The following is an 18,906-nucleotide window of genomic DNA, read 5'->3' as shown; positions in this document are numbered from 1 at the left end:
GCATTGATGGTGCGATATGGAATCAATCGAACAACAACTGACAGAACTGCGAACGACGCTTCGCCACCATGAATATCTTTATCATGTGATGGATGCGCCGGAAATTCCCGACGCTGAATACGACAGGCTGATGCGCGAGTTGCGTGAGCTGGAAGCCAAACATCCAGAGCTGATTACCCCTGATTCACCTACCCAACGTGTAGGTGCTGCGCCGCTGGCAGCCTTTAGCCAGATCCGTCATGAAGTGCCAATGCTGTCCCTGGATAACGTATTTGATGAAGAAAGTTTTCTCGCTTTCAACAAACGCGTACAGGATCGTCTGAAAAACAACGAAAAAGTGACCTGGTGCTGCGAGTTAAAGCTCGATGGGCTTGCCGTCAGCATTCTGTATGAGAATGGTGTACTGGTAAGCGCGGCGACCCGTGGCGATGGCACTACTGGGGAAGACATCACGTATAACGTGCGTACCATTCGCGCTATTCCGCTGAAACTGCATGGTGAGAATATTCCAGCACGTCTGGAAGTGCGTGGTGAAGTGTTCCTGCCGCAGGCGGGTTTTGAGAAGATTAACGAAGAGGCGCGACGCACGGGCGGAAAAGTGTTTGCTAACCCACGTAATGCGGCGGCAGGTTCTCTGCGCCAGCTTGATCCGCGTATCACTGCGAAGCGACCGCTTACTTTCTTCTGCTATGGCGTTGGCGTACTGGAAGGTGGCGAATTGCCGGACACTCATCTGGGCCGCTTAATGCAGTTTAAAGCGTGGGGATTACCAGTCAGCGATCGGGTAACGCTTTGCGAATCAGCAGAAGATGTGTTGGCGTTTTACCACAAAGTGGAAGAAGACCGCCCGACGCTGGGCTTTGATATTGACGGTGTAGTCATTAAGGTCAACTCGCTGGCGCAGCAGGAGCAACTTGGCTTTGTTTCCCGCGCCCCGCGCTGGGCTGTTGCGTTTAAATTCCCTGCGCAGGAACAAATGACTTTTGTGCGTGATGTAGAGTTTCAGGTTGGGCGTACAGGTGCGATTACGCCCGTTGCGCGTCTGGAACCTGTCCATGTTGCAGGCGTGCTGGTGAGCAACGCCACACTGCATAATGCCGACGAAATTGAACGTCTCGGTTTACGCATTGGCGATAAAGTGGTGATTCGCCGCGCAGGTGACGTGATCCCACAAGTGGTTAACGTCGTGCTTTCTGAACGCCCGGAAGATACCCGTGAGGTTGTATTCCCGACGCATTGCCCGGTATGTGGTTCTGACGTGGAACGTGTGGAAGGTGAAGCGGTTGCTCGCTGTACTGGTGGCCTGATTTGCGGTGCTCAACGTAAAGAATCGCTGAAACACTTTGTTTCCCGTCGTGCGATGGACGTTGATGGCATGGGTGACAAAATTATCGACCAGCTGGTTGAAAAAGAATACGTTCACACTCCGGCGGACCTGTTCAAACTCACCGCAGGCAAACTTACCGGACTGGAGCGAATGGGACCTAAATCGGCACAAAATGTGGTTAACGCGCTGGAAAAAGCGAAAGAAACCACCTTTGCCCGCTTCCTCTATGCCCTTGGCATCCGTGAAGTCGGTGAGGCTACCGCAGCCGGTCTGGCGGCATATTTTGGCACGCTGGAAGCGCTGGAATCAGCCTCGATTGAAGAGCTGCAAAAAGTGCCAGACGTCGGGATCGTGGTGGCATCTCATGTTCACAACTTCTTTGCCGAAGAAAGCAACCGCAATGTCATCAGCGAGCTGTTGGCGGAAGGCGTTCACTGGCCTGCGCCGGTGGTGATTAACGCGGAAGAGATCGACAGCCCGTTTGCCGGTAAAACCGTGGTGCTCACCGGTAGCTTAAGTCAGATGTCGCGTGATGACGCTAAAGCTCGCTTGATCGAACTGGGCGCGAAAGTGGCAGGCAGCGTGTCGAAGAAAACCGATCTGGTGATTGCCGGAGAAGCTGCAGGTTCTAAACTGGCGAAAGCGCAGGAACTGGGTATTGAAGTCATCGACGAAGCTGAAATGCTGCGTTTGCTGGGGAGCTGAGGTGGAAAAAGAGCAGCTGATTGAAATTGCCAATACGGTGATGCCGTTTGGCAAGTACAAAGGGCGTCGCTTAATCGACCTGCCGGAAGAGTATCTGCTGTGGTTTGCCCGCAAAGATGAGTTTCCGGCAGGCAAACTTGGTGAGTTAATGCAAATCACGTTGCTGATTAAAACCGAGGGGCTGACACAACTGGTCCAGCCCCTGAAACGTCCGCTTTAAACTTTTCCGGCGCTGCTTTCCTGCTGCGCCTGCAGTTGCTCGGTCTGGCGCTTATAACGACGCGCCAGTACCGCGCAAACCATCAGTTGGATCTGATGGAAAATCATCAACGGCAGTACCATCATACCGATCACCGATGTGGGGAACAGAATGTTCGCCATCGGAATACCATTCGCCAGACTCTTTTTCGAGCCACAGAAGACGATAGTGATTTCATCCGCCTTATTGAAACCCAGTCGACGCGCCATAAAGACGTTAATCACAATCACAATAGCCAGCAATACGCAGCTAACTACCACAATAAACAGCAGCGAACCCCAACCGACTTTGTGCCAGATGCCGTTAACGACGGCTTCGCTGAATGCCGTATAAACGACCAAAAGAATGGATGTCTGGTCGGTTTTTGCTATCCACTTTTTATTGCGTGCTACCCAGTTACCAATCCACGGGCGAGAAAGATGTCCCAGCACGAACGGCAGCAGTAGTTGCAACATAATCTTACCGACCTGTTCCAGACTGCCTTCTGCACCGTGGATATTCATTACCAGACCGACCAGCAACGGCGAAAGGAAAATCCCCAGCAGGCTGGATGCTGACGCAGAACAAACCGCCGCCGCGACATTACCGCCCGCCATTGAAGTAAAGGCGATTGCAGACTGCACGGTAGCCGGGAGAATGCACAAATAGAGAAAACCGGAATAGAGCATCGGATCGACATTTACCGGTTTCCACCAGGCAAACAGTACGCCCAGAATCGGAAACAGTACGAAGGTGCTGCACATTACCCACAAATGCAATCGCCAGTGACTACCGCCAGCAATTATCGCCTCACGCGACAGCTTAGCGCCGTGCATAAAGAACAACAGGGCAATAGCTGCCGTGGTCAGATTTTCAAAGAAGGGGACAAAACCGCCTCTGGCCGGAAAGAAAGAAGCCAGCAATACCACCGTGATCAGGGTTAAAGTGAAAGGATCGAGGATACGAAAAAGTTTCATAAAGACTCCAGATGACCGATGCTTTCATTGTGCGTTGTTCTGATTGATAAATAAAACTGAATTGCTTATCAATTTGTGCGTGGTAATGGGAAGTCAGAGGGGAGCTTCGCCTGGTTGGCAAATAGGGGCCGTTAACTGAGGGAACTATGTGACAGCCGAAAAAATCACAGAAGGTTATTACTACTGATGTACATAGCAGTTTTAGCATGATCAGCGCTGGTTTAGAACGGGTATTATATTGAATAAAGAATGTCACCCGGAGAGAGCGTTTCACTCACTTTATTATTAACGGTGCGGTAAAACTATGAGGGCAGACTCAGGTTTAATAACAGGAACTGCCTTTTAATTGTATATTTCACGCGAACAATAAATATCATGAATGTGATTGCTTCATATATTTTTGATGTGATTGTTTAGTGTTGCTGTTACTGGGTTAGTGGTTTATCTAAAAACTCATGATCATTACGCAATATTAGGGTGGCTTTCTTAATGTTTTCAGAATCGATATCAAATCGCAATTGATCATTACAATAAAAGATATTGGTAAATTTGATGTGTTTCAGGATATTTAAAGGGGAGGCTCAAATCGAAGGGGACGACGGTGAATCTAAAACTACAGTTAAAAGTTCTTTCATTTCTGCAATTCTTTTTGTGGGGAAGTTGGCTAAACACATTTGGTTCTTATATGTTTATTACGCTGCGCTTCAAAGGAGAAGATATTGGTGCAGTCTACAGTACATTGGGTATTGCAGCGGTGATAACGTCAACACTATTTGGCATTGTGGCAGATAAATGGATTAGCGCTAAATGGATTTATGCCGCTTGTCACTTTTTGGGCGCGGTAACATTATTTATCGCGGCATCTGTTACAACACCTTCGGCAATGTTTATTGTCATTTTACTTAACTCTCTCGTTTATATGCCAACGCTTGGCTTGAGTAATACGATTTCCTATTACCGTATACAAAATGCGGGTATGGATATTGTGACTGAGTTTCCACCAATACGCATCTGGGGAACGATCGGATTTATTGTTGCGATGTGGGCAGTAAGTCTGGCTGGTTTTGAATTAAGTCATATGCAATTGTATATCGGAGCGGCGGCTTCATTAGGATTAAGTCTGTTTACGTTGACATTACCCGTTGTACCGGTGGCTAAATCTAACCAGGCCCAAGGAATAATAGACGTTCTCGGGCTGCGTGCATTTGCACTGTTCAAAAATAGCAAAATGGCTATTTTCTTTATCTTTGCCATGCTGCTTGGGGCAGAATTACAGATTACCGGAATGTTTGGAAATACTTTTCTCCACAGCTTCGAGAGTGTTCCAGAGTTTGCCAATAGTTTTGTTGTCACCCATGCATCTATTTTGTTATCGATTTCTCAGATATCCGAAGTTTGTTTCATTCTTGCTATTCCATTTTTTCTGAAAAAATATGGTATTAAAAATGTCATGCTGATGAGCATGATTGCCTGGATGCTGCGCTTTGGTTTATTCGCTTATGGCGATCCTTCATTCGGCGGTACTATTCTGTTAATTCTTTCGATGATTGTTTATGGCTGTGCCTTTGACTTCTTCAATATATCTGGCTCGGTATTTGTTGAACAAGAAGTTGATCCCTCGATCCGTAATAGTGCTCAGGGCGTATTCCTGATGATGGCCAATGGTTTTGGTTGTATTCTGGGCGGTTTTATTAGTGGCAAAGTCGTCGATTATTTAACAACGGATGGTAACCCGCAATGGGCAACCATTTGGCTGGTATTTGCTGGGTATTCACTGGTTCTTGCTCTCGCATTTATGGTGTTGTTTAAATATAAACACAACGGTGCCACGACGACGTCCAGTCATTACGCCTGATACGGTATTTATCAAAATTAATAATGTTTTACAGGATTCGTAAAGGAGGATGTTATGGCAAATCAATTGTATAACCAATGTCGGGTCTATTGTGCACCCTGGCGATTAGATGCTTTAAATTTAAATGACATCATCGATCAATGGATTGACGATGGTCTGTTACCGCCCCTGATCCATACTTTTCTTCCTTATCGTGATGATGCCGGTACCTCCAGTGAAGAGGAGATTTTTGTTAACGATGTCGCGAATATGGACAACAGCGTTGGGGTTATCGGTTATTTCGATGGCGGAACCTATGATTCCGGTTGTGCGTGGGAAGTGGGCTATGCATGGGCTTCAGGAATGCCGGTACATCTGGTTACGACCGACTTTCTCTTATGGGCGGCAGGTAACTCTTCAGAGTTTTACCCTATAAGTAAGCTGATAAATTATGTAGCAAAAGTTGTATCAGTGTCAGATTCTGATGCCAGTATCAGCAACTATCGTGAACAAACATCAGACATCATCAATCGTGCATTGCAAATATTTCAGCAAAATTTAATTGCCGACTTCGGCACGACGATTACTCCAGCTATACCCGTTACTCCACTGCCCATTGAGTATGATTATTATCTTGATCCTAACTTTATGTATACAGAACCATCTCGGGGCTTACTGGAGAATATCAAAGACGCGATCGTTAGTGTGGGTAAAACATTTATCGTTGGTGACAACATGAATGATATTGCGACTGATATTGATAATTTAAGAAAATCCAGACAAGCCATTTTTTATTCTGATACCTTTGAGCCGAATGTTGACACCGGTATTATGAATGGCATTGCCTATGCATTAGGGCAGCAATCGATTATTTATTGTAGTAAGCAACAAAAGTATCAGTCTGCACTGACGACCGATTATCTAAATTTAATGATAACCTGGTCATCAACGGTGGCACATTCATTTGCCGAGCTTGAAGCATTGATTGACAACAAAGAAATGTAATAGTTTATTCTTTTTGATTATCAGGTGAGTGATTGCCTGATAATCAACTTTTTAAATTAACTACCAAAATAAATTATACCGTCGTTATATCTCTCTGCCGGGGGACGGTATGATCGATTTAAAAAATATATTGAATATCTCTGGTAAATGTATTGGTCAGTCACGACTTTTTCTCGTTATAAGAAGAAGTGACACATATTTAACGAATAATGTTTATTACAAGGACTTTCCATGACCCAATCTCATTTTTCACAAAACCCGTGGTATTGCGCAGATATCATTCGTCGCCACAAACCAAACTTTACCCCACGCGTTGCGTTTATTCTTGGTTCGGGGCTGGGTGCGTTGGCTGAACAGATTGAAGGCGCGGTCGCTATTTCTTATAGCGATTTGCCGGGATTTCCGGTGAGCACCGTACATGGTCACGCAGGAGAGTTGGTCCTCGGCATGCTCTCTGGTGTGCCTGTAGCTTGCATGAAAGGTCGTGGCCATTTTTATGAGGGCCGTGGAATGACAGTCATGACTGATGCGATTCGCACGTTCAAGTTGCTGGGCTGTGAGTTGTTGTTCTGCACTAATGCTGCAGGCTCGCTTCGCCCGGAAGTGAGGGCGGGCAGTTTGGTTGCGCTGAAAGATCACATCAACACGATGCCAGGCACACCGATGACAGGCCTTAATGATGATCGCTTCGGCGAGCGCTTTTTCTCATTAGCGAACGCTTATGATGCTGATTATCGGGCCGTTTTGCAGTCCGTCGCGCAGGAAGAAGGTTTTCCGCTCACAGAGGGCGTTTTTGTTTCTTATCCAGGGCCTAACTTCGAAACGGCGGCAGAAATTCGCATGATGCAGATGATTGGCGGTGACGTTGTGGGTATGTCTGTAGTGCCTGAAGTGATTACCGCACGTCATAGCGAAATGAAAGTCGTTGCTGTGTCTGCAATAACTAATATGGCGGAAGGTTTAAGCGATGTGAAATTGTCACATGCCCAAACGCTGGCTGCAGCGGAATTATCCCGGCAAAACTTTATCAATCTGATTTGCGGATTCTTACGCAAAATCGCCTGAAAGCAATAAAAAATGGCCTCGCGGATGGGGCCATCTCACTGCGATAAGGAAACCAAAAATGAATATCGCAACGCGTTTAAAGATTATGTCTTTTCTGCAATATTTTATCTGGGGGAGTTGGTTAGTTACCCTCGGCTCTTACATGATAAACACCTTACATTTTACCGGGGCTGATGTTGGTATGGCATACAGCTCTAAAGGCATTGCGGCTATTATTATGCCAGCCATTATGGGTATTATTGCAGATAAATGGTTACGAGCTGAACGTACCTATATGCTGTGCCACTTTATTTGCGCCGGGGTACTTTTTTATGCCGCCTCCGTGACTGAACCGAATATGATGTTCTGGATAATGTTGCTTAACGCAATGGCGTTCATGCCCACTATTGCATTATCCAATAGTGTTTCTTATTCGTGTCTGGCCCAGGCCGGATTAGATCCGGTAACCTGTTTTCCGCCAATCCGTGTTTATGGCACTGTGGGATTTATTGTCGCCATGTGGCTGGTGAGTTTATTGCATCTGGAGTTAAGTAGTTTGCAGCTGTATATTGCTTCTGGTGCTTCTTTAGTGTTAGCGGTCTATGCATTAACGCTACCGAAAATTCCAGTGGCGGAGCATAAAATCAGCACTACGCTTTCCAGTAAATTAGGTCTGGATGCGTTTGTGTTATTTAAAAATCCGCGTATGGCGATTTTCTTTTTATTTGCCATGTTATTAGGTGCGGTACTACAAATTACTAACGTTTTTGGTAACCCGTTCCTGCATGATTTTGCTCGTAACCCTGAATTTGCTGATAGCTTCGTGGTGAAATATCCTTCCATCTTGCTCTCTGTTTCGCAAATGGCGGAAGTCGGCTTCATTCTTACTATTCCCTTCTTCCTGAAGCGTTTTGGCATAAAAACCGTCATGTTGATGAGTATGGTCGCGTGGACATTACGCTTTGGCTTCTTTGCCTTTGGCGACCCATCGCCAAGTGGCTTTGTATTATTGTTGTTATCGATGATTGTGTATGGCTGTGCGTTCGACTTTTTTAATATCTCAGGTTCAGTGTTTGTCGAACAGGAAGTGGATTCCAGTATTCGCGCCAGTGCTCAGGGCTTATTTATGACGATGGTCAACGGCGTTGGGGCGTGGATCGGCTCTCTTCTGAGTGGTATGGCGGTTGACTATTTCACGGTTGATGGTGTGAAAGACTGGCAAACTATCTGGTTGGTATTTGCTGCGTATGCGCTGGCCCTGGCAGTGATCTTTGCCCTGTTTTTCCGTTATAAGCATGAACCTGAAAAAATGGCACAAAAATCATTAGCTCACTGATGTAAACGGGGTTGACCTTTATTGTTATGTGCTAGATTTGGAGCCTTACCAAACTTATGGAGCGCAATAATCATGGAAAGTACGCATCGTATTGATCTCAAGTTATTGCGCTATTTTCTTGCGGTTGCAGAAGAACTTCACTTTGGGCGGGCGGCTGCGCGGCTCAATATGTCGCAGCCGCCATTAAGTATTCATATTAAAGATCTGGAACAACAACTGGGCACGTTGCTGTTCGTTCGTCATTCGCGCAGTGTGGCGCTCACTCATGCGGGAAAAATTTTACTGGAAGAATCACGACGGTTACTGGCGAATGCCAGTCAGGCGATGGCACGGGTTGAGCAGATTGGTCGCGGTGAGGCAGGGCGGATTGAGCTGGGCGTGGTGGGAACTGCAATGTGGGGGCGAATGCGTCCGGCGATGCGGTGCTTTCTGAAAGAATGCCCCAATGTTCATGTCTCATTTCGTGAAAAATCACCAGGCATGCAAATGGCGTTGCTGGAGCGGCGGGAACTGGATGCGGGTATCTGGCGGATGGCGATTGAACCAACCACGGGGTTTACCAGCTTACGCTTACATGAATCCTCTTTTCTGGTTGCTATTCCGCAAGACCATCATCTGGCATCGCGAGATGCTATCCCGCTAACTGCATTACGCAATGAATACTTTGTAACGCTGCCTTCCGTCCATTCTGACTGGGCGTTTTTACAGCGCGTTTGTCAGCAGGCAGGTTTTTCACCGATGATCGTCCGGGAGGCCGTAGAGCCGCAAACTGTGCTGGCGATGATCAGTATGGGATTGGGCGTGACATTAATGGCAGATAGCTATGCCCAGATGAGTTGGCCCGGTGTGGTATTTCGTCCACTGGAAGAACGTATTCCGGCAGATCTGTATATTGTCTATGAACAGCAACACGCGACGCCTGCGCTGGAGAGGTTGGTTAATGCTTTGATCGCGTGAAGGAATATCGCAGATAGCAAAAAGGCGCCTTTAGGGCGCCTTTTTACATTGGTGGGTCGTGCAGGATGACTCGCTTCGCTCGCCCTTCGGGCCGTCGCCGCAAGCGGCTCCGTTGTTTCGCTGCGCTCAACTCGAACCTGCTGCAGGTTCGAATCTTTGAGTATTGCAGATAGCAAAAAAGCGCCTTTAGGGCGCTTTTTTACATTGGTGGGTCGTGCAGGATTCGAACCTGCGACCAATTGATTAAAAGTCAACTGCTCTACCAACTGAGCTAACGACCCGAAGTGGTGGGTGATGACGGGATCGAACCGCCGACCCCCTCCTTGTAAGGGAGGTGCTCTCCCAGCTGAGCTAATCACCCACTTCGGTACTTCACATTGTTACAAGAAATTTAGCTGGCGAGAAAGTGGTGGGTGATGACGGGATCGAACCGCCGACCCCCTCCTTGTAAGGGAGGTGCTCTCCCAGCTGAGCTAATCACCCACTTCTCAATTTCTTGCTACACGGCGGAGACTACATAAAGTAGTTGGTGGGTGATGACGGGATCGAACCGCCGACCCCCTCCTTGTAAGGGAGGTGCTCTCCCAGCTGAGCTAATCACCCCCGCTGTGTGGAGTCGCATTATAGGGAGAGTTGGAAATGAGTCAACGCATTTTCTAAAGAAATTGTTCGTTCGTCGTAAATTTAAGCAAGGTGATCGCAAAACAGACCGTGTTGCGCAATTTGTCAACGAAAACAATAATGCGTAAGGTAGCAACCCGAACTACATTGAGGAATCAGGCGGGAGTGATAGAATATCGCCCACTCAATTTTTCCAGGATTTGCCGGTTGTCGGCATCTTTCTAAACGTAAGGCCATTTCATGAAAATCAAAACTCGCTTCGCGCCAAGCCCAACAGGCTATCTGCACGTTGGCGGCGCGCGTACTGCTCTTTACTCCTGGCTTTTTGCACGTAACCACGGCGGTGAGTTCGTGCTGCGTATTGAAGACACCGATCTTGAGCGTTCCACGCCGGAAGCTATCGAAGCCATTATGGATGGCATGAACTGGCTGAGTCTGGAGTGGGATGAAGGCCCGTACTTCCAGACCAAACGTTTCGATCGCTATAACGCGGTTATTGATCAGATGCTGGAAGAGGGTACTGCCTATAAATGCTACTGCTCTAAAGAGCGCCTCGAAGCGCTGCGTGAAGAGCAGATGGCAAAAGGCGAGAAGCCGCGTTATGACGGCCGTTGCCGCCACAGCCATGAACATCACGCTGATGATGAACCGTGCGTTGTACGTTTTGCTAACCCACAGGAAGGTTCCGTTGTTTTTGACGATCAGATCCGTGGTCCGATCGAGTTCAGCAACCAGGAGCTGGATGATCTGATTATCCGCCGTACCGATGGTTCTCCGACCTATAACTTCTGTGTGGTTGTCGACGACTGGGATATGGAAATTACTCACGTCATCCGTGGTGAAGACCATATCAACAACACGCCGCGCCAGATCAACATTCTTAAGGCCCTGAAAGCGCCCGTACCGGTTTACGCGCACGTTTCTATGATCAACGGTGATGACGGTAAAAAATTGTCCAAACGTCACGGTGCAGTCAGCGTAATGCAGTACCGCGACGACGGCTATCTGCCAGAAGCACTGCTGAACTATCTGGTGCGTCTGGGCTGGTCCCACGGCGATCAGGAAATCTTCACTCGTGAAGAGATGATCAAATACTTCACCCTGAATGCCGTCAGCAAATCTGCCAGTGCGTTCAACACTGATAAACTGCTGTGGTTGAACCATCACTATATTAACGCGCTGCCGCCGGAGTATGTGGCTACTCACTTACAGTGGCACATCGAGCAGGAAAATATTGATACCCGTAACGGCCCGCAGCTTGCTGAGCTGGTGAAACTGCTGGGCGAACGCTGCAAAACGCTCAAAGAGATGGCGCAAAGCTGCCGCTATTTCTACGAAGATTTTGCTGAGTTTGATGCCGATGCTGCGAAAAAACATCTGCGTCCGGTAGCGCGTCAGCCGCTGGAAGTAGTGCGCGATAAACTGTCTGCTATCACTGACTGGACGGCGGAAAATGTTCACCACGCAATTCAGGCAACGGCGGATGAACTGGAAGTGGGAATGGGTAAAGTTGGGATGCCGCTGCGAGTAGCCGTAACCGGTGCAGGGCAGTCCCCGGCACTGGATGTTACCGTTCACGCGATCGGTAAGACACGTAGCATTGAGCGTATCAACAAAGCGCTGGCCTTTATTGCTGAACGCGAAAATCAGCAGTAATTAGCGTATAAAAAGATAAACGGCAGGAGATAATATCCTGCCGTTTTTTTATTTATGCTGATTCGTCAATATCGAGACGGGCGAGGAAATTGCGAATTCCTTCACGTGACAAAAATTGCGCGACTTTTTCCTGCTCAATGTCTGTCATATTATCTATCGCGTTGATGATTTGTCGATACGCCGGGGCGCGTGCTCCAGGAGCGTATTCAGCAATTCTCTCTTCAGCTTCCATCAACATTGGTGTGTTATGGAACGCAGGCGTGTTCTGAATAAACTCGCAAACCTGCGAATCGACCAGAATAAGTCTGGCACGACCTCCTTTCACGCCGGGAAATTTTTCCGTTCTCCAGCCTTTTTCTCTGATCCAACGGTTAACAGTTTGTTTAGCCACACCCAGGCATTCCGCCAGCTCTTCGGTGGTCATTTTATTACGTAATCTTTTCATATTATTTGCTGTCGCGAATCCCTAAGCGTTGTAATAATCCGATAATCCCTTCCCGCAGAAGCAAGGATGTAAACTGTTTTTGTTCAAGAGGCGTCATCTCTTTCGCCAGCGTCACCAGCAGCACTTCAAGCGGCGTATCGGCAGACAGTTCAGGAGCTTCTCTTTGATCGTCCGGACGTTCTGCATTACGAATATATTCACGAACTTGTTTATTGACGTGAATCAGTCGGGCCTTGCCACCCTGGACACCTGGTTTTGGTGATGTCGTCCAGCCTTGCTTGCGTACCCATTTATTAATGGTCTGGCGGCTATAACCGGTCAGCCTGGCAAGTTCATCTGGCGTCATCCTCTCCTTGAACATAACAATTCCCTGAATGATTGCGGGTCTATTAGTGGTTCATTTTATAACACCACTTTACAAGAAACCGTGACAGGAATAACTACTGAATGCGAGCGACTATCCAAAATAGTTCATTTGCCTGATTTTTCAGCGATTGAAACTACGCCTTGCAATTTGCCGTTGACACATTCGGGCGGAATTCATATGATGCCGCCCGTCAACTCGACAAGCTTTACGTGATGGGGCTATAGCTCAGCTGGGAGAGCGCCTGCTTTGCACGCAGGAGGTCTGCGGTTCGATCCCGCATAGCTCCACCAAATTTTGCACCCAGCAAATTTGGTACGTAAACAACTCGTGGGGCTATAGCTCAGCTGGGAGAGCGCTTGCATGGCATGCAAGAGGTCAGCGGTTCGATCCCGCTTAGCTCCACCAAATTTCAAACCCTCGCTGCGAAGCGGGGGTTTTTTGTCTCTGCTTTTTGCCGCTTTTGTAATACAGTCTACCTCCCAGGTTAGTGTTGCCTGTTGGAAACATCATTGGATGAAATATCGGCAACAGGTCGGTCCCTGTTTGCTTCGCGATGCGAATAAACATATTATTTGTGTGCCTTAAAACCCCGATCAGTGAGAGTAGTGTACTCATGTTTGTGGAGCATAACCTGATAAAAAATATCAAGATATTTGCACTAGCGTTTACGCTCACCGTGGTACTTATTCAGCTATCCCGTTTTATCTCGCCACTTGCTGTTATCCATTCCAGCTATATTTTCCTGGCGTGGATGCCACTGTGCGTAATGCTATCAATATTCTTTATCTTCGGCTGGCGCGGTGTCGTTCCCGTTTTATGCGGAATGTTTTGCACCAATCTGTGGAATTTTCATCTCTCATTTTTGCAAACCGCCGTCATGCTTGGCAGCCAGTCGTTTGCTGTGCTGTGTGCCTGCGCAATATTACGCTGGCAGTTGGGAACGCGTTGGCGCTACGGATTAACCACCCGAAACGTATGGAAACGTCTCTTCTGGCTTGGTTTGGTGACGCCGTTCGGCATCAAAGGCAGCATGTATCTCGTGGGCAGGTTCTTTGATTTCCCACTAAAGATATCAACCTTTTTCGGCGATGCCGACGCGATTTTCACGGTCGTTGATTTACTAAGCCTTTTCACCGCCGTGTTGATTTACAACATGCTCTTTTACTATCTCACTCGCATGATTGTAAGTCCTCACTTTGCGCAGATATTGTGGCGCAGAGATATCGCACCGTCACTGAGTAAAGAAAAACGCACATTTACCTTAAGTTGGCTGGCGGCTCTTAGCGTTCTGCTACTTTTGATGTGCACGCCTTATGAAAACGACTTTATCGCCGGTTATCTGGTACCTGTTTTCTTTATCATCTTTACCCTTGGTGTCGGTAAACTTCGTTATCCGTTTTTAAATCTTACCTGGGCTGTATCGACGCTTTTCCTCCTGAATTACAACCAGAATTTTTTACAAGGGGTGGAAACAGAATATTCGCTGGCATTTATTCTCGCGGTGCTGATTTCCTTTAGCGTTTGCCTGCTTTACATGGTACGCATTTATTATCGTAGCGAATGGCTTAACCGTCGCTGGCATTTGCAGGCACTGACCGATCCGTTAACGCTATTACCCAACTTTCGTGCACTGGAGCAATCGCAGGAGCAAGAGGCTGGTAAGAGTTTTTGCTGTCTGCGCATTGATAATCTTGAGTTTATGAGTCGCCATTACGGGTTAGTAATGCGCGTTCATTGTATCCGCTCAATTTACCGTACATTGCTGCCATTGATGCAGGAAAACGAAAAGTTGTATCAATTGCCGGGGAGCGAATTGCTGTTGGTACTGACCGGGCCGGAAACGGAAGGGCGGCTACAGCATATGGTTAACGTTCTCAACAGTCGGCAAATCCACTGGAACAACACCGGGCTGGATATGGGCTATGGTGCTGCCTGGGGACGTTTTGACGGTAATCAGGATACCCTGCAGCCAATGCTGGGGCAGTTAAGCTGGCTGGCAGAACAATCCTGCGTTCATCATCACGTGCTGGCGTTGGATAATCGAGAAGAGATTGCATCCGGGCAGACAACCAAACAGGTGTTGTTACTCAATACAATCCGTAAGGCGTTAGATAAGGGTGATTTGCTGCTCTATGCCCAGCCAATTCGCAACAAGGATGGAGAAGGTTACGATGAAATCCTTGCGCGTCTGAAATACGACGGTGGCATAATGACGCCTGATAAATTTTTGCCGCTTATTGCCCAATTTAACCTTAGCGCGCGATTCGATTTACAGGTGCTGGAATCCCTGCTGAAGTGGCTGGCAACCCACCCTTGCGACAAGAAAGGCCCGCGCTTTTCAGTCAATTTAATGCCGCTCACTCTGCTGCAAAAGAATATCGCCGGGCGAATTATTCGTCTGTTTAAACGTTACCGTGTCTCCCCGGAGGCTGTGATTATTGAGATCACCGAGGAGCAGGCGTTTTCTAACGCAGAAAGCAGTATGTACAATATCGAACAACTGCATAAGTTTGGCTTCCGTATTGCGATTGATGACTTTGGCACAGGCTATGCCAACTACGAACGGTTAAAACGTTTGCAGGCTGATATCATCAAGATTGATGGCGTCTTCGTTAAGGATATCGTCACTAATACACTGGATGCGATGATAGTGAGATCAATTACCGATCTGGCGAAAGCGAAGTCATTGAGTGTGGTCGCGGAGTTTGTCGAGACTCAACAGCAGCAGGCGCTATTGCATAAGCTCGGGGTGCAATATCTGCAAGGGTATTTAATTGGTCGCCCGCAACCATTAGTTGATTAACAGGCGTAAAAAAGCCGGGGAATTATCCCCGGCATTTGAGGTTGATGATAAACGGACAATTGCCTGATGCGCTGCGCTTATCGGGCCTGCATGGAAACACAATCTATTGAATTTGCGTTGTTTTGTCAGCTTGGTAGGGCATTTACGCCGCATCCGGCATAAACAAAGCGCACGTTGTCAACAAACTGAAGCCGGGGGAATTATCCCCGGCTTTTTTAATGGATTCGCTTACAGTACCAGTGCTGCGATTGACGCAGACAGCACACTCACCAGCGTAGAGCCGTAAACCAGTTTCAGACCGAAGCGAGAAACCACGTTACCTTGCTCTTCGTTCAGGCCTTTAACGGCACCCGCGATAATCCCGATAGAAGAGAAGTTAGCGAAGGATACCAGGAACACAGAGAGGATACCTTCAGCACGCGGAGAGAGCGTGGAAGCAATTTTCTGCAGATCCATCATTGCAACGAACTCGTTGGAAACCAGTTTGGTTGCCATGATGCTGCCAACTTGCAGTGCTTCACTGGAAGGAACACCCATCACCCATGCAATTGGATAGAAGATGTAGCCCAGAATGCCCTGGAAGGAGATGCTGTAGCCAAACCAGCCAGTCACGGTAGCAAACAGAGCGTTCAGTGCAGCGATCAGGGCGATAAAGCCGATCAGCATTGCGGCAACGATAATGGCCACTTTGAAGCCTGCCAGAATGTATTCACCCAGCATTTCGAAGAAGCTCTGGCCTTCGTGCAGGTCGGACATCTGAATGTTTTCTTCGCTGGCATCAACACGGTAAGGGTTGATCAGCGACAGCACGATAAAGGTGCTGAACATGTTCAGTACCAGCGCAGCAACGACGTATTTCGGTTCCAGCATGGTCATGTATGCACCAACGATGGACATAGAAACGGTGGACATCGCCGTGGCTGCCATGGTGTACATACGATTACGGGAGATTTTGCCGAGGATATCTTTATAGGCGATAAAGTTCTCGGACTGACCCAGAATCAGGGAGCTGACGGCGTTAAAGGATTCCAGTTTGCCCATGCCGTTGACTTTGGAGAGCAGGAAACCAATTGCACGGATAATCACCGGCAACACGCGAATGTGCTGGAGAATACCGATCAGCGCAGAGATAAAGACGATTGGGCATAGCACTTTCAGGAAGAAGAATGCCAGGCCTTGATCATTCATGCTACCAAAAACGAAGTTAGTCCCTTCGTTGGCAAATCCGAGCAGTTTTTCGAACATTTCGGAGAAGCCTTTCACGAAGCCCAGACCAACGTCGGAGTTCAGGAAGAACCACGCCAGTAACACTTCGATAACAAGCAGTTGAATAACATAACGGATACGAATTTTTTTGCGGTCGCTGCTTACCAGCAGTGCGAGAATCGCAACAACGGCAAGTGCCAGTACAAAATGAAGGACGCGGTCCATATTTGCTCCAAATATGAGGCAGGTTAAATTTCCGTGCACATTCTATGTAACATGGGTAAGGAAAACGAGATCTGACACACACTATAATGACGTCCTGTGACAAGCTTCAAAAATAGTGACCTGTCATACATATTTGCTATGTTGTGTATGGAAGCTGAAAGTTATGTAAATGTGCTAACATTAAACATAATTATAACATTCAAATCATCAATCTTTTCGTAGTCATAATCCTGGTCTATCAGAGAAATCACCACAATCCATTTAAATGAATTTGATAATCATTCTCGTTTGACATAGCATGAAATATAGCAAAGGCTATGTTTTAGAGGCACAAGATGACGAACTATCGCGTTGAGAGTAGCAGCGGTCGGGCAGCGCGCAAGATGAGGCTCGCATTAATGGGACCTGCGTTCATTGCGGCAATTGGTTATATCGATCCCGGTAACTTTGCGACCAATATTCAGGCGGGCGCCAGCTTCGGCTATCAACTGCTGTGGGTGGTCGTCTGGGCCAACTTAATGGCGATGCTGATTCAGATCCTCTCGGCCAAACTCGGGATTGCCACTGGTAAAAATCTGGCGGAGCAAATTCGCGACCACTACCCACGTCCGGTAGTCTGGTTCTATTGGGTCCAGGCGGAAATTATTGCGATGGCGACCGATCTGGCGGAATTTATTGGTGCGGCGATCGGTTTCAAACTCATTCTTGGTGTTTCTTTATTGCAAGGGGCGGTGCTGACAGGTATCGCCACCTTCTTGATTTTAATGCTGCAACGTCGCGGGCAAAAACCGCTGGAGAAAGTGATTGGTGGGCTTCTGTTGTTTGTTGCCGCGGCTTACATTGTTGAGTTGATTTTCTCCCAACCGAATCTGGTGCAGTTGAGCAAAGGTATGGCGATACCGAGTTTACCGACCTCGGAAGCGGTCTTCCTGGCGGCTGGCGTGTTAGGGGCGACGATTATGCCGCATGTGATTTATCTTCACTCTTCGCTTACCCAGCATCTACACGGTGGTTCACGCCAGCAACGTTACTCTGCGACCAAATGGGATGTGGCGATTGCCATGACCATCGCTGGCTTTGTCAATCTGGCGATGATGGCAACGGCTGCCGCCGCGTTTCACTTTTCTGGTCATACTGGTGTTGCCGACCTTGATGAGGCTTACCTGACGCTGCAACCGCTGTTAAGTAATGCAGCGGCAACGGTTTTTGGTTTAAGTCTGGTGGCGGCGGGGCTTTCGTCAACGGTAGTGGGTACGTTGGCAGGGCAGGTGGTGATGCAGGGGTTCATTCGCTTTCATATTCCGCTGTGGGTACGCCGTACGGTAACCATGCTGCCGTCATTTATTGTCATTCTGATGGGATTAGATCCGACACGGATTCTGGTTATGAGCCAGGTGCTGCTCAGTTTTGGTATTGCTCTGGCGCTGGTGCCGCTGCTGATTTTCACCAGTGACAGCAAGTTGATGGGCGATCTGGTGAATAGCAAATGGGTTAAACAAATCGGCTGGATGATTGTGGTGCTGGTGGTAACGCTGAATATCTGGTTGTTGGTGGGAACGGCATTGGGGCTGTAGTTGAATGAGTGTCGCATCAGGCACCACTGGCGGATGCGGCGTAAAACGCCTTATCCGCCCTACGCGTTAAATGGAGCGGGTTTGTAGGCCTGATAAGACGCGCAAGCGTCGCATCAGGCACCACTGGCGGATGCGGCGTAAAACGCCTTATCCGCCCTACGCGTTAAATGAAGTGGGTTTGTAGGCCTGCTAAGACGCGCAAGCGTCGCATCAGGCATTGCGCTCCATTAGCGAATGTGTTTAATGACGATGCCCATGTCCACGGCCTTTTCCGCGATGATCATCACGGTCACGCCAGCCTTCGCGATAGCCACGCTCATACGCTTTACGCTTATCCCAACCACGGTGATAGCCATTATCATGACGCCACCAGCGGTTTTTACGCCATTCATAATTACGGTGCCAGTAGTCACGATCGCGCCAGTGGCCGCCGTCCCAGTAGTTACCATAATTATCGCGATCGCCAATTTGTAATTTAATTGATGGCAGTAAGGTAATTTCACCTGCGTTTGCTGCAAGCGGGATAAATGCCATCAGGGCGGCCGCCAGAAACAGTGACCTGAACATTGTTATTCTCCTTCACGAT

15 protein-coding genes, 6 tRNA genes and 1 other RNA gene are annotated in these 18,906 nt (G+C 48.0%); 12 read left to right on the top strand and 10 right to left on the bottom strand.

All coding sequences use genetic code 11. From position 1 onward, the window contains the following. Window positions 1-16 precede the first annotated feature (16 nt). Complete coding sequence (ligA, locus tag D9741_RS15685; protein ID WP_130216860.1) at window positions 17-2,032, top strand: NAD-dependent DNA ligase LigA; 2,016 nt, start codon at window positions 17-19, stop codon at window positions 2,030-2,032. Between the two features lies 1 nt (window position 2,033). Continuing rightward, the gene (locus D9741_RS15680) at window positions 2,034-2,252 is read left to right on the top strand and encodes a DUF3820 family protein (RefSeq protein ID WP_111948453.1); all 219 of its coding nucleotides are present in this window, start codon (window positions 2,034-2,036) and stop codon (window positions 2,250-2,252) included. On the opposite strand, the gene D9741_RS15675 is transcribed toward D9741_RS15680, so the two are convergent. Continuing rightward, the gene (locus tag D9741_RS15675) at window positions 2,249-3,247 is read right to left on the bottom strand and encodes a bile acid:sodium symporter family protein (protein WP_130207366.1); all 999 of its coding nucleotides are present in this window, start codon (window positions 3,245-3,247) and stop codon (window positions 2,249-2,251) included. The genes D9741_RS15680 and D9741_RS15675 overlap by 4 nt on opposite strands. A gap of 601 nt (window positions 3,248-3,848) precedes the next feature. Here D9741_RS15675 and D9741_RS15670 point away from each other — a divergent pair. The 5 genes from D9741_RS15670 to D9741_RS15650 all read left to right on the top strand — a co-directional run bounded on the left by D9741_RS15670 (window position 3,849) and on the right by D9741_RS15650 (window position 9,423). Continuing rightward, window positions 3,849-5,102, top strand: coding sequence for a nucleoside permease (locus tag D9741_RS15670; RefSeq protein ID WP_130216862.1), 1,254 nt, complete (start codon window positions 3,849-3,851; stop codon window positions 5,100-5,102). A gap of 54 nt (window positions 5,103-5,156) precedes the next feature. Next, entirely contained in the window at window positions 5,157-6,086 is a 930-nt protein-coding gene (locus D9741_RS15665) for a nucleoside 2-deoxyribosyltransferase (RefSeq protein WP_130216864.1), read from the top strand. Between the two features lie 231 nt (window positions 6,087-6,317). Beyond that, complete coding sequence (xapA, locus tag D9741_RS15660; RefSeq protein ID WP_130216866.1) at window positions 6,318-7,151, top strand: xanthosine phosphorylase; 834 nt, start codon at window positions 6,318-6,320, stop codon at window positions 7,149-7,151. Between the two features lie 58 nt (window positions 7,152-7,209). Continuing rightward, window positions 7,210-8,466 (top strand): nucleoside permease, encoded by a 1,257-nt coding sequence (locus tag D9741_RS15655; protein WP_130216868.1) that lies wholly within the window; start codon window positions 7,210-7,212, stop codon window positions 8,464-8,466. A gap of 72 nt (window positions 8,467-8,538) precedes the next feature. Next, on the top strand, window positions 8,539-9,423 hold the full coding sequence (locus tag D9741_RS15650) for a LysR family transcriptional regulator (protein WP_130216870.1): 885 nt from the start codon (window positions 8,539-8,541) through the stop codon (window positions 9,421-9,423). A gap of 49 nt (window positions 9,424-9,472) precedes the next feature. On the opposite strand, the gene D9741_RS15645 is transcribed toward D9741_RS15650, so the two are convergent. The 5 genes from D9741_RS15645 to D9741_RS15625 all read right to left on the bottom strand — a co-directional run bounded on the left by D9741_RS15645 (window position 9,473) and on the right by D9741_RS15625 (window position 10,026). After that, window positions 9,473-9,598: non-coding RNA, RtT sRNA (locus tag D9741_RS15645), on the bottom strand. Window positions 9,599-9,628: 30 nt separating this feature from the next. After that, window positions 9,629-9,704, bottom strand: a tRNA-Lys gene (locus D9741_RS15640). A 4-nt stretch (window positions 9,705-9,708) separates the two neighbouring features. Next, window positions 9,709-9,784: transfer RNA gene (locus D9741_RS15635), tRNA-Val, on the bottom strand. Window positions 9,785-9,830: 46 nt separating this feature from the next. Continuing rightward, window positions 9,831-9,906, bottom strand: a tRNA-Val gene (locus D9741_RS15630). Between the two features lie 44 nt (window positions 9,907-9,950). Then, a tRNA-Val gene (locus D9741_RS15625) sits at window positions 9,951-10,026 on the bottom strand. Between the two features lie 258 nt (window positions 10,027-10,284). On the opposite strand from D9741_RS15625, the gene gltX reads away from it, so the two are divergent. Continuing rightward, on the top strand, window positions 10,285-11,700 hold the full coding sequence (gene gltX, locus D9741_RS15620; protein WP_130207364.1) for a glutamate--tRNA ligase: 1,416 nt from the start codon (window positions 10,285-10,287) through the stop codon (window positions 11,698-11,700). Between the two features lie 52 nt (window positions 11,701-11,752). Here the strand turns inward: gltX and D9741_RS15615 are convergent, their stop codons facing one another. Together D9741_RS15615 and D9741_RS15610 are read right to left on the bottom strand one after the other, a co-directional pair. Then, complete coding sequence (locus D9741_RS15615) at window positions 11,753-12,145, bottom strand: YfeC-like transcriptional regulator (RefSeq protein WP_130216872.1); 393 nt, start codon at window positions 12,143-12,145, stop codon at window positions 11,753-11,755. Window position 12,146: 1 nt separating this feature from the next. After that, a complete protein-coding gene (locus tag D9741_RS15610) occupies window positions 12,147-12,506 on the bottom strand; it encodes a YfeC-like transcriptional regulator (RefSeq protein ID WP_130207360.1) in 360 nt (119 codons plus the stop codon). A 220-nt stretch (window positions 12,507-12,726) separates the two neighbouring features. Here D9741_RS15610 and D9741_RS15605 point away from each other — a divergent pair. The 3 genes from D9741_RS15605 to D9741_RS15590 all read left to right on the top strand — a co-directional run bounded on the left by D9741_RS15605 (window position 12,727) and on the right by D9741_RS15590 (window position 15,315). Then, window positions 12,727-12,802 (top strand) — tRNA-Ala (locus D9741_RS15605). A 39-nt stretch (window positions 12,803-12,841) separates the two neighbouring features. Next, window positions 12,842-12,917, top strand: a tRNA-Ala gene (locus D9741_RS15600). A gap of 208 nt (window positions 12,918-13,125) precedes the next feature. Then, entirely contained in the window at window positions 13,126-15,315 is a 2,190-nt protein-coding gene (locus D9741_RS15590; protein WP_130216876.1) for a sensor domain-containing phosphodiesterase, read from the top strand. A 228-nt stretch (window positions 15,316-15,543) separates the two neighbouring features. Here D9741_RS15590 and nupC read toward each other — a convergent pair whose 3' ends face one another. Continuing rightward, window positions 15,544-16,746 carry a nucleoside permease NupC gene (gene nupC / locus D9741_RS15585; RefSeq protein WP_064526382.1) on the bottom strand — a complete coding sequence of 401 codons (1,203 nt, stop codon included), beginning with the start codon at window positions 16,744-16,746 and terminating at the stop codon, window positions 15,544-15,546. Window positions 16,747-17,081: 335 nt separating this feature from the next. Between nupC and D9741_RS15580 the strand changes: the two genes are divergently transcribed. Continuing rightward, window positions 17,082-18,320, top strand: a complete 1,239-nt coding sequence (locus D9741_RS15580; RefSeq protein WP_130216878.1) for an Nramp family divalent metal transporter — start codon at window positions 17,082-17,084, stop codon at window positions 18,318-18,320. Window positions 18,321-18,560: 240 nt separating this feature from the next. Here D9741_RS15580 and ypeC read toward each other — a convergent pair whose 3' ends face one another. Further along, complete coding sequence (gene ypeC / locus D9741_RS15575; protein ID WP_130216879.1) at window positions 18,561-18,887, bottom strand: DUF2502 domain-containing protein YpeC; 327 nt, start codon at window positions 18,885-18,887, stop codon at window positions 18,561-18,563. Between the last annotated feature and the right edge of the window lie 19 nt (window positions 18,888-18,906).

This window comes from Escherichia sp. E14V7, assembly GCF_004212225.1.
GTDB lineage: Bacteria > Pseudomonadota > Gammaproteobacteria > Enterobacterales > Enterobacteriaceae > Escherichia.
This window is presented reverse-complemented; position numbering and strand designations above follow the sequence as displayed.